Below are 11,736 nucleotides of genomic sequence, written 5' to 3'. Positions count from 1 at the left end.
AAAGGGTAAAATTTAAAAGACCGTTATTTATCGTTTGGATTAAGGGCCGCTGTCAACCGTTGTTGCACCTCTTGTTGCAGCGCATTATTAAGTGCACGCCGGTCGGCGGTGGCGATTATAAATAAATCTTCTACTCGCTCGCCAATTGTCGTAATTCTCGCCCCGTGCAGCGAAATTCCCAAATCGGCGAAGACTTCACCCACGTGTGCAAGCAAGCCTGGCTGATCGAGGGCGATCAGTTCCAGGAAGGTGCGCCTGTCGGTATGCGTCGGCAGGAAATTCACCTCGGTATCGACGGTAAAGTGGCGCAGTTTCGCCGACTGGCGGCGTGGCTGCGGCGGCTGCCAACTGCTTTGGGTAATGGCCTGTTCCAGGCTGTGACGAATTAATTCGTGGCGATCGCCGGAAAGAGGGCTGCCGTCTGGCTCAAGCACGATAAAGGTGTCCATCGCCATTCCGTCGCGGGTGGTAAAGATCTGCGCGTCGTGAACGCTCAGGTTACGCCTGTCCAGTTCGGCGCAAACTGCGGCAAACAGGTAAGGGCGATCCGGGCTCCAGATAAAGATCTCCGTACCGCCGCGCGTAGCCTGTGGGCTTAGCAGAATCATCGGCTGATTAAGATCGTGCTTGAGCAGATGGCGCGCATGCCAGGCCAGTTGGTTTGGCGTGTGGCGAACAAAGTAGTTTGCGCGGCAGCGTCGCCAGATATTATGCAACGCTTCCTCATTAATATTATCCATACGCAGCAGAGCGAGCGCCTGGAGTTGGTGGTGACGCACGCGCTCGCGCATATCCGGGCTGTTTTGCATCCCACGGCGCAACTGCTTTTCTGTAGCGAAGTACAGCTCGCGCAGCAGGCTTTGTTTCCAGCTATTCCACAGGGTTTCGTTGGTGGCGCAGATATCCGCCACCGTCAGGCAAACCAGATAGCGCAGGCGGTTTTCCGTTTGAACCTCTTCGGCAAACTGCTTGATGACTTCCGGATCCTGAATATCACGGCGCTGCGCGGTAACGGACATCAGCAGGTGCTGACGAACAAGCCAGGCGACAAGCTGGGTTTCTCGTGAGTTCAGACCATGCAGCTCGGCAAATTTTAATATGTCCTGCGCGCCCAGTACCGAATGGTCGCCGCCTCGCCCTTTGGCGATGTCGTGGAACAGGGCGGCAATCAGAATAAGTTCCGGGTGGGAGAGGCGTGGCCAGAGATCGACGCACAGCGGGTGTTTCTGACGCGTCTCTTCTTTCGAGAAGCTTTCCAGTTTTTGCAGTACGCGGATGGTGTGCTCATCAACGGTATAGGCGTGAAAAAGGTCAAACTGCATCTGGCCGACGATATGCGACCACTGCGGCATGTACGCCCACAGCACGCTGTGACGGTGCATTGGCACCAGCGCGCGGCTTACGGCTCCCGGATGACGCAGTATTACCAGGAACAGCTCACGCGCCTCGGGGATGTAACACAAAGGCTGCGTTAAATGGCGGCGAGCATGGCGCAGGTGACGCAGCGTTGTGGAGTAAATCCCGGTGATATCGCGGTTGCGCACCATCATATAAAACATACGCAGAATGGCCTGGGGTTCGCGCATAAACAGCGTTTCGTCGCGCAGGTCGATAAGCGTGCCGCGCAGTTGGAAATCATCGTCCAGAGGACGGGGCTTTTCACTCGCATCCAGAGCGAGAATTGCCTCATCGAAAAGCTGCAGAAGCATCTGATTAAGCTCGCCGACGCGTCGTGTGACGCGATAGAAGTCTTTCATCATGTGCTCAACGGGTTCGTTACCTTCGCCGTTGTAGTTAAGGCGCCGGGCGACGCTAAGCTGCCGGTCGAACAGCAGACGGTTGTCGTAGCGATTCAACTCCAGATGCAGGGCAAAACGGATGCGCCACAGCAGGTGCTGGCACTCATCCAGTTCTTTGCGCTCCGCCTCGGTTAAAAAGCCGAAGCCGACCATTTCGCTCATGGACGTCGCCCCAAAGTGACGGCGCGCTACCCACTGCAGCGTGTGGATGTCGCGCAGGCCGCCGGGGCTGCTTTTGATATCCGGCTCCAGATTGTAGCTGGTGCCGTGATAGCGCCGGTGGCGCTCTTCCTGTTCGTCAATTTTGGCCGCAAAGAACTTGGCCGACGGCCAGAAGCCATCGCTGAAGACGTGTTTTTGCAGCTCGAGGAACAGGGCGACGTCGCCAATCAGCAAGCGGGTTTCAATCAGATTGGTGGCGACGGTTAAATCCGACAGCCCTTCCAGCAGGCATTCTTCGAGCGTGCGCACGCTATGGCCGACTTCCAGCTTCACATCCCACAGCAAAGTGAGCAGCTCGCCGATTTTTTGCGCCTGCGAGTCGGTCAATCTTTTACGGCTGAGAATTAATAAATCGATGTCTGAAAGCGGATGCAGTTCACCTCGTCCGTAGCCGCCGACGGCGACCAGAGCGGCATCCGGAACTTCGCCGAAACCATAGAACAGCCAGAGACGCTGCAATAGCTGGTCGATAAATTCGGTTCGGGCATCGATTAACTGCTCGGCTGATACGCCGTTATCAAAAGCCTCGCCCAGCCAGCGCTGAAAAATGTCGAGATGGGTTTTAATTTGGGCGCAGGTGAGATCGGCCTCGGGCCAACTGGCGGGGTAATCAGGTTGCCCGGAAATCTCAGGAAGCACGGTGTTGGCAAACTGCTCGGGTAAACTCTGGGTCATGTTCCGACATCCATAAAAAAAGCCGGCTTATATGCCGGCTTTGATTGCTGACTTGCGCCAGGCGAATCACTCGTTATGCGAAATGACGTTCGGGATGGTGTCATCCTTGCGCAACGTAAGAATTTCGCAGCCGTTATCTGTCACCACAATAGTATGCTCGTATTGTGCAGACAAGCTGCGATCTTTGGTTTTCACCGTCCAGCCGTCTTTCATGGTGCGAATGCGGTAGTCGCCGGCGTTAACCATTGGTTCAATGGTGAAGGTCATGCCCGGTTGCAGCACCACGCCGCCATCATCGGCATCGTAATGCAGAACCTGTGGTTCTTCGTGGAAAACGCGGCCAATGCCGTGCCCGCAGTATTCGCGAACAACCGAGAAGCCTTCTGCTTCCACGAATTTCTGAATTGCCGCGCCCAGGGTACGCAGACGGATGCCTGGTTTCACCATACGCAGCGCCAGATACAGGCTTTCCTGGGTAATGCGGCACAGGCGCTCGCCCAGAATAGTTGGCTTGCCGACGATGAACATTTTAGAGGTGTCGCCGTGATATTCGTCTTTGATAACGGTCACGTCGATATTGACGATATCGCCGTCTTTGAGGACTTTTTCGTCGTCCGGAATACCGTGGCAAACCACCTCGTTAATAGAGATGCATACGGATTTCGGGAAGCCGTGATAGCCCAGGCACGCAGAAACTGCATGTTGCTTATTTACGATGTAATCATCGCAGATGCGGTCAAGCTCGCCGGTTGTCACGCCGGGTTTGACGTGGGCTTCGATCATTTCCAGCACTTCGGCGGCAAGCGCGCCCGCGACGCGCATTTTTTCGATTTCTTCAGGTGTTTTAATTGAGATAGCCATTAATTTGGTCCGCAGGTGTCGACTTTTCGACGATAATTGAGCAGGAGTACGTTAATGGTATCAGGGCGTACGATCGCTGCCAAATTGAGAATGGCCAGTCGCCGCGTCAGCTAACAACTATTGGAATCTGAGTCTCTTTTGTGGTATAAAGCGCGCCGGACTGTGCTGCCGATTTTTCGGTGCATGGCCAACACTCTCACTTTGTGTAAATAACACACACGTATCGACACATATTCCGGGGTGCCCTTAGGGGTCGGTAATATGGGATACGTGGAGGCTTAACCCCAATCACTATATAGAGGTTTTAAACATGGCAACTGTTTCCATGCGCGACATGCTCAAGGCTGGTGTTCACTTTGGTCACCAGACCCGTTACTGGAACCCGAAAATGAAGCCTTTCATCTTCGGCGCACGTAACAAAGTTCACATCATCAACCTTGAGAAAACTGTTCCAATGTTCAACGAAGCCCTGGCTGAGCTGAGCAAGATTTCTTCTCGTAAAGGTAAAATCCTTTTCGTTGGTACTAAGCGCGCTGCAAGCGAACCAGTGAAAGAAGCTGCTCTGAGCTGCGATCAGTTCTTCGTGAACCATCGCTGGTTGGGCGGTATGCTGACTAACTGGAAAACCGTTCGTCAGTCCATCAAACGTCTGAAAGATCTGGAAACTCAGTCTCAGGACGGTACCTTCGACAAACTGACCAAGAAAGAAGCGCTGATGCGCACCCGTGAACTGGACAAGCTGGAAAACAGCCTGGGCGGTATCAAAGACATGGGCGGCCTGCCGGATGCACTGTTCGTTATCGATGCAGATCACGAACACATTGCTATCAAAGAAGCTAACAACCTGGGCATCCCAGTGTTCTCTATCGTTGATACCAACTCCGATCCAGATGGCGTTGATTTCGTAATCCCAGGTAACGACGACGCAATCCGCGCTGTTACCCTGTACCTGGGTGCTGTTGCAGCTACCGTGCGTGAAGGCCGTTCTCAGGATCTGGCTGCTCAGGCAGAAGAAAGCTTCGTAGAAGCTGAATAATAAGGTTCGCTCTCCTGAGCCCTTATTAACCAGGTATTGCATAGTTTGGTTAGGGGGCCTGTCTCAGGCCCCCTTTTTATTTTGAGCCAGGGTTCGTCAACACGTGAACCAGGGCTTATCTCTCTTCACGAGATAACCGAGGATTAAAGAATGGCTGAAATTACCGCTGCTCTGGTAAAAGAACTGCGTGAGCGTACTGGCGCAGGCATGATGGATTGCAAAAAAGCACTGACTGAAGCTAACGGCGACATCGAGCTGGCAATCGAAAACATGCGTAAATCTGGCGCGATCAAAGCTGCTAAGAAAGCAGGCAACGTAGCTGCTGACGGCGTGATCAAAACCAAGATTGAAGGCAACTACGGTGTGATTCTGGAAGTGAACTGCCAGACTGACTTCGTTGCTAAAGATGGTGGTTTCCAGGCGTTCGCTGACAAAGTGCTGGATGCCGCTGTTGCTGGCAAAATCACCGACGTTGAAGTACTGAAAGCTCAGTTTGAAGAAGAGCGTGTTGCGCTGGTTGCTAAAATCGGTGAGAACATCAACATCCGTCGCGTGGCTTCCCTTGAAGGCGAAGTGCTGGGTTCTTACCTGCACGGCGCGCGCATCGGCGTTCTGATTGCTGCTAAAGGCGCAAGCGAAGATCTGGTTAAGCAAATTGCAATGCACGTTGCTGCAAGCAAGCCAGAATTCGTTAAGCCTGAAGATGTGTCTGCTGAAGTGGTAGAAAAAGAGTACCAGGTTCAGTTGGACATCGCTATGCAGTCTGGCAAGCCAAAAGAAATCGCAGAGAAAATGGTTGAAGGCCGCATGAAGAAATTCACCGGCGAAGTTTCTCTGACTGGCCAGCCTTTCGTTATTGACCCAAGCAAAACCGTTGGTCAGTTCCTGAAAGAGCACAATGCCGATGTGACTAACTTCATCCGCTTTGAAGTGGGCGAAGGCATCCAGAAAGTTGAGACTGACTTCGCAGCAGAAGTTGCTGCAATGTCCAAACAGTCTTAATTTTTAAAAAAGGAGCCGCCAGTTGGCGGTTCCTTTTTATCCAGCCTCAAATATCAGTTTGATCCGATACAGTTCTTGCTGATATGCGGCACAATGTCGCCAGATTTATCCATCCCCAAACGTTTACTGTTCTCAGGAAAGAAACATGGCTACCAATGCAAAACCCGTCTATAAACGCATTCTACTTAAACTGAGTGGCGAGGCCCTGCAGGGCACCGAAGGTTTCGGTATTGATGCTAGCATACTGGACCGTATGGCTCAGGAAATTAAAGAGCTGGTTGAACTGGGTATTCAGGTCGGGGTGGTAATCGGCGGTGGCAACTTATTCCGCGGTGCGGGTCTGGCGAAAGCCGGCATGAACCGTGTTGTGGGCGACCACATGGGCATGCTGGCGACCGTGATGAACGGCCTGGCGATGCGCGACGCGCTCCATCGCGCCTATGTGAACGCCCGCCTGATGTCCGCTATTCCATTGAACGGCGTGTGCGACAACTATAGCTGGGCTGAAGCAATCAGCCTGCTGCGCAACAACCGCGTGGTGATCCTCGCGGCCGGTACCGGCAACCCATTCTTCACTACGGATTCTGCCGCTTGCCTGCGCGGAATCGAGATTGAAGCGGATGTGGTACTGAAAGCCACCAAAGTAGACGGTGTATTCACAGCGGATCCGGTTAAAGATCCTACAGCAACCCTTTATGAGCAACTGACCTACACGGAAGTGCTGGATAAAGAGCTGAAAGTTATGGATCTGGCCGCCTTTACCCTGGCTCGTGACCACAAATTACCGATTCGTGTGTTCAACATGAATAAGCCAGGCGCGCTGCGCCGCGTGGTTATGGGTGAAAAAGAAGGCACTCTGATCACTGAGTAATGTCCGTGATGGCTTATTCAGGGTAAGATTTGGCTTTCTACCCAAACATTAAATGACCAGGTTGCCCTGCAAAGGGCGCCATGAACAAACAGGGCTATACTTAGTACGCAGCGTAAACCTCGCGGTGCAACGTGTGGTCTGCCCTAATACCTGCTTTCAAGGATTCGTAACGTGATTAGCGATATCAGAAAAGACGCTGAAGTGCGTATGGAAAAATGCGTAGAATCATTCAAAAACCAAATCGGTAAAATCCGTACCGGCCGCGCTTCTCCGGCCCTGCTGGACGGGATCGTCGTGGAATATTACGGTACGCCGACCCCGCTGCGCCAGTTGGCAAGCGTGACGGTTGAAGATTCACGTACGCTGAAGATTAACGTTTTCGATCGTTCTTTAGGCCCGGCCGTTGAGAAAGCTATTATGGCTTCCGATCTTGGTCTGAACCCAAGCTCTGCCGGTAGCGACATTCGTGTTCCGCTGCCAGCGCTGACGGAAGAACGTCGTAAAGATCTGATCAAAGTTGTTCGCGGTGAAGCTGAAGGTGCACGCGTTGCGGTCCGCAACGTGCGTCGTGACGCGAATGATAAAGTGAAAGCTCTGCTCAAAGACAAAGAAATCAGTGAAGATGACGATCGTCGTTCCCAGGATGACGTTCAGAAAATGACTGATGCTGCTATCAAGAAAGTTGATGCAGTTCTGGCAGAGAAAGAAGCCGAGCTGATGCAGTTCTAATTGTCATCGTGACAAATAAAACGCCGTACACAGGCCGTGATTCGCTTCACGGGTTTTGTTTACGGCGTTTTGCTTTTAGCTCAAAGGCATCGACAAGCTTTGTTTGCCGCCGCACACTTATTTGTCCTTATTAATATTACAATCCAGAGTCCTCCATGAAGCAGCTCACCATCCTCGGTTCCACCGGTTCTATCGGCGCCAGCACCCTTAGCGTTGTTCGCCATAATCCTGAGCAGTTTTCCGTTACGGCGCTGGTTGCCGGGAAAAATGTCGCGCGCATGGCGGAGCAGTGTCTGGAGTTTCGTCCGAGCTGGGCTGTGATGGATGACGAGGCTTCTGCTCAGCGGTTGCGTGAAATCCTGCGCGGGCAGGGCAGTGCGACCCAGGTGCTGGCGGGTCAGAAGGCCGCCTGTGAAATGGCTGCGCTGGATGGGGTCGATCAGGTAATGGCGGCGATCGTTGGCGCTGCCGGTTTGCTGCCAACGCTCGCCGCTATCGCTGCGGGTAAGCAGGTTCTGCTGGCAAATAAAGAATCGCTGGTCACCTGCGGGCGACTGTTTATGGACGCGGTACAACGCAGCGGGGCGCAATTATTGCCGATCGATAGCGAACATAACGCGATTTTTCAGAGTTTACCGGAAACAATTCAACAAAACCTGGGATACGCTGAACTGGAAGATAATGGCGTTTCATCCATTATCCTCACCGGATCTGGTGGTCCATTTCGTGAAACGCCGATTGGCGAGCTGGCGGCAATGTCGCCGGACCAGGCATGTTGCCATCCGAACTGGTCGATGGGGCGAAAAATCTCCGTCGATTCAGCCACCATGATGAACAAAGGTCTCGAGTACATTGAAGCCCGTTGGCTGTTTAATGCTCACGCGAAACAAATGGAAGTGCTGATTCATCCGCAGTCAGTTATTCATTCGATGGTGCGTTACCGGGACGGTAGCGTGCTGGCTCAGCTAGGCGCGCCGGATATGCGAACTCCTATCGCTCACGCGATGGCGTTTCCGGAACGCGTAGTCTCAGGTGTTGAGCCATTGGATTTCTGTAAGATTGGCACCTTTACCTTTATGGAGCCAGATTATCACCGCTATCCGTGCCTTAAGCTTGCGATGGAAGCCTTCGAGCAGGGGCAGGCTGCGACAACCGTACTTAACGCGGCGAACGAGATCGTAGTGGATGCTTTCCTGCACGATCGCCTGCGATTTACGGATATCGCAGCACTTAACCGCGCGGTGCTGGAGCAAGTCGATCTGACTGAACCACAAAGTGTCGAAGAGGTACAGGTGATAGATGCAACCGCGCGTGAGGTCGCCAAAAATCTAGTGACGCGTGTCGCTTACCGGTGATAATTCAATCGGCTGGCGTCCCGCCATTTGTTAGCGTTGTGCTTCAGTGATATAGTCTGCGCCACCTTTCCATCGGATATGGCTGATAGAAAGGCGGAAAGCCGTGTCAAAACACGGCTTTTTTGTGTAAAGACCGAAGTCATTCTCGAGTACCGCTTAATCCTTATCAGGGAATTATTACGCGTTATGTTGTCAGCAAACCAACAATTAAGCGAAACCGCATCCGCACATGGCGCGCGCCATGTTGCCATTATTATGGATGGCAATGGTCGTTGGGCTAAACGACAAGGGAAAATGAGGGTCTTTGGTCATAAAGCGGGAGCGAAATCCGTCCGCCGTGCCGTCAGTTTTGCGGCAAATAATGGTATTGAGGCGCTCACGCTTTATGCCTTTAGCAGTGAAAACTGGAATCGTCCGGCTCAGGAAGTGAGTGCGTTGATGGAGCTGTTTGTGTGGGCTTTAGACAGCGAAGTCAAAAGCTTACACCGTCACAATGTTCGTCTGCGAATCATTGGCGACACCAGCCGATTTAACTCGCGCCTGCAAGAACGTATTAATAAAGCTGAAGCGCTGACCAGTCAAAATACTGGCTTGACGCTCAACATCGCCGCGAATTATGGCGGTCGTTGGGATATTATTCAGGGAGTTCGGCATCTCGCCGAGCAGGTGCAGGAAGGGTTGTTGCGCCCGGACCAGATTGATGAAGAGTTGCTCAGTCAGCAGATCTGCATGAATGAACTGGCCCCCGTGGATTTAGTAATTAGGACAGGAGGGGAGCATCGCATCAGTAACTTTCTGATTTGGCAGATCGCCTATGCAGAGCTTTACTTTACAGATGTTCTTTGGCCTGATTTCGATGAACAAGACTTTGAAGGTGCGCTAAATGCTTTTGCAAATCGAGAGCGTCGTTTTGGCGGCACAGCACCTGGTGGCGAATAAGCCTGTTGGGGGTCACTTTTGCTGAAGTATCGCCTGATTTCTGCGTTTATTTTAATACCTGTTGTCATTGCCGCGCTGTTCCTGCTTCCGCCGGTCGGCTTTGCTATTACCACCCTTGTCGTGTGCATGCTGGCCGCGTGGGAATGGGGGCAACTGGCTGGATTTAAAGCGCGATCCCAGCGGGTATGGTTGGCGGTACTTTGTGGGCTGCTGTTGGCGGCGATGCTTTTTGCATTACCGGAATACCACCGCACGGTACATATCCCCTTGATAGAGTTTTCGCTTTGGGCGTCACTCGTCTGGTGGGTTGCTGCGTTGCTATTAGTGTTATTCTATCCGGCTTCTGCGGCTATCTGGCGTAACTCCAGAACGTTGCGGCTGATCTTTGGTTTACTGACTATCGTGCCATTTTTCTGGGGTATGATTGCGCTACGTAGCTGGCATTACGACATCAACCACTATACGGGTTCGCTGTGGCTGCTGTACGTTATGATCCTCGTTTGGGGAGCTGATTCCGGCGCTTACCTGTTTGGTAAAATGTTCGGTAAGCATAAGCTCGCGCCAAAAGTTTCTCCCGGCAAAACCTGGCAAGGTTTTATCGGCGGGCTGTTTACCTCGGCTGTCATCTCATTGATGTTCGGCATGTGGGCGAATCTGGAAGTGGCGCCCACTATCCTGCTGGTGTGCTCAGTTATCGCAGCGCTTGCGTCAGTACTGGGTGATTTGACCGAAAGTATGTTCAAGCGTGAAGCAGGGATTAAAGATAGCGGTCACATGATCCCCGGCCATGGTGGTATTCTGGATCGCATTGATAGTCTGACAGCGGCGGTGCCGGTGTTTGCCTGTCTGCTTTTGCTCGTTTTCAGGACGATTTAACGGAAGGTTTTATGCTGAGCATACTCTGGAATTTGGCAGCATTTATCGTTGCACTGGGCGTTTTGATAACCGTGCACGAGTTCGGCCATTTCTGGGTTGCCCGCCGTTGTGGTGTGCGCGTTGAACGTTTTTCCATTGGTTTTGGTAAAGCGCTTTGGCGCCGTTTAGACAGCCACGGCACTGAGTTTGTTATCGCCCTCATCCCGCTGGGCGGCTATGTCAAAATGCTTGATGAGCGTGTTGAACCGGTTAGCCCGGAACTGCGCCATTACGCCTTCAACAACAAAACTGTTTCCCAGCGTGCGGCTATTATCGCCGCCGGTCCGATTGCCAATTTTATCTTCGCGGTGTTTGCCTGGTGGCTGGTGTTTATCATCGGTGTCCCTGCCGTTCGTCCGGTTGTTGGTGAAATAACGCCCAACTCGATAGCGGCGGCGGCACAAATTGCACCAGGCACGGAACTTAAAGCGATAGATGGTATCGAAACGCCTGATTGGGATGCAGTTCGTCTTGCTCTGGTAGCGAAGATTGGCGATGAAAATGCGCGAGTTAGTCTGGCGCCTTTTGGCACCAATCAGACCAGCGAGAAAACTCTCGATTTACGGCAGTGGCAGTTTGAACCAGACAGAGAAGATCCTGTCGTCTCGTTAGGCATCAAGCCGCGTGGTCCGCAAATTGAGACGGTGCTCGAAGAAGTACAACCTGAATCAGCAGCCAACAAGGCAGGTTTGCAAGCCGGGGACAGGATCGTTAAAGTCAACGGTGCGGTTATTGCCCAGTGGACAGATTTTGTCAGCCTGGTGCGTGATAACCCAGGCCAGTCTCTGGCTGTTGAAGTCGAAAGACAGGGACGGCCCTTGTCTTTAACGCTGATACCGGATACAAAACCGGGTAAAGCAAAGGCTGAAGGGTTTGCGGGTGTAGTACCAAAGGTTATCCCGCTGCCGGATGAGTACAAGACAGTGCGCCAGTATGGGCCGTTTGTCGCTGTAGCGGAAGCCACGGGTAAAACCTGGCAACTGATGAAGCTGACGGTCAACATGCTGGGGAAATTAATAACCGGTGACGTAAAACTGAACAACCTCAGTGGGCCAATCTCCATAGCTCAAGGGGCAGGTATGTCGGCGGAATTCGGGTTGATTTACTATCTGATGTTCCTGGCGCTTATCAGCGTCAACTTAGGAATTATCAACCTGTTTCCGCTCCCCGTTCTGGACGGCGGGCATCTGCTCTTTTTGGCGATTGAAAAACTGAAGGGCGGACCGGTTTCCGAGCGAGTTCAAGACTTTAGTTATCGCATTGGCTCTATCTTGCTGGTGCTGTTAATGGGGCTTGCACTTTTCAATGATTTCTCTCGGTTTTAGAGAGAAT

The 11,736-nt window shown here is 52.5% G+C and carries 10 protein-coding genes; 8 read left to right on the top strand and 2 right to left on the bottom strand.

Annotated features, from left to right (window positions below; translation table 11 throughout):
* Positions 1–23 precede the first annotated feature (23 nt).
* Both glnD and map read right to left on the bottom strand, forming a co-directional pair.
* Entirely contained in the window at positions 24–2,696 is a 2,673-nt protein-coding gene (gene glnD / locus MUA00_RS03650) for a bifunctional uridylyltransferase/uridylyl-removing protein GlnD (protein WP_271121910.1), read from the bottom strand.
* A 66-nt stretch (positions 2,697–2,762) separates the two neighbouring features.
* Positions 2,763–3,557: a type I methionyl aminopeptidase gene (gene map, locus MUA00_RS03645; RefSeq protein ID WP_271121911.1), complete on the bottom strand. Its 795-nt coding sequence runs from the start codon at positions 3,555–3,557 to the stop codon at positions 2,763–2,765.
* A gap of 310 nt (positions 3,558–3,867) precedes the next feature.
* On the opposite strand from map, the gene rpsB reads away from it, so the two are divergent.
* From rpsB to rseP, 8 genes are all read left to right on the top strand, one after another.
* Positions 3,868–4,593: a 30S ribosomal protein S2 gene (gene rpsB / locus MUA00_RS03640; protein ID WP_167610893.1), complete on the top strand. Its 726-nt coding sequence runs from the start codon at positions 3,868–3,870 to the stop codon at positions 4,591–4,593.
* A 150-nt stretch (positions 4,594–4,743) separates the two neighbouring features.
* Positions 4,744–5,595: a translation elongation factor Ts gene (gene tsf, locus MUA00_RS03635; protein ID WP_271121912.1), complete on the top strand. Its 852-nt coding sequence runs from the start codon at positions 4,744–4,746 to the stop codon at positions 5,593–5,595.
* 145 nt (positions 5,596–5,740) lie between these two features.
* The gene (pyrH, locus tag MUA00_RS03630) at positions 5,741–6,466 is read left to right on the top strand and encodes a UMP kinase (protein ID WP_034460858.1); all 726 of its coding nucleotides are present in this window, start codon (positions 5,741–5,743) and stop codon (positions 6,464–6,466) included.
* A gap of 171 nt (positions 6,467–6,637) precedes the next feature.
* On the top strand, positions 6,638–7,195 hold the full coding sequence (frr, locus tag MUA00_RS03625; protein ID WP_271121913.1) for a ribosome recycling factor: 558 nt from the start codon (positions 6,638–6,640) through the stop codon (positions 7,193–7,195).
* A 155-nt stretch (positions 7,196–7,350) separates the two neighbouring features.
* Positions 7,351–8,550 carry a 1-deoxy-D-xylulose-5-phosphate reductoisomerase gene (ispC, locus tag MUA00_RS03620; RefSeq protein WP_271121914.1) on the top strand — a complete coding sequence of 400 codons (1,200 nt, stop codon included), beginning with the start codon at positions 7,351–7,353 and terminating at the stop codon, positions 8,548–8,550.
* Between the two features lie 186 nt (positions 8,551–8,736).
* Complete coding sequence (gene ispU, locus MUA00_RS03615) at positions 8,737–9,489, top strand: (2E,6E)-farnesyl-diphosphate-specific ditrans,polycis-undecaprenyl-diphosphate synthase (protein WP_271121944.1); 753 nt, start codon at positions 8,737–8,739, stop codon at positions 9,487–9,489.
* Between the two features lie 18 nt (positions 9,490–9,507).
* Positions 9,508–10,365 (top strand): phosphatidate cytidylyltransferase, encoded by an 858-nt coding sequence (gene cdsA, locus MUA00_RS03610; protein WP_271121915.1) that lies wholly within the window; start codon positions 9,508–9,510, stop codon positions 10,363–10,365.
* Between the two features lie 11 nt (positions 10,366–10,376).
* The gene (gene rseP / locus MUA00_RS03605; protein WP_271121916.1) at positions 10,377–11,729 is read left to right on the top strand and encodes a sigma E protease regulator RseP; all 1,353 of its coding nucleotides are present in this window, start codon (positions 10,377–10,379) and stop codon (positions 11,727–11,729) included.
* Positions 11,730–11,736 lie beyond the last annotated feature (7 nt).

The organism is Dryocola boscaweniae (assembly GCF_025215095.1).
In the GTDB taxonomy this organism is placed as follows: Bacteria; Pseudomonadota; Gammaproteobacteria; order Enterobacterales; family Enterobacteriaceae; genus Dryocola; species Dryocola boscaweniae.
Note: the sequence above shows the minus strand (reverse complement) of the source record. Positions and strands in the feature narration are given on the sequence as shown.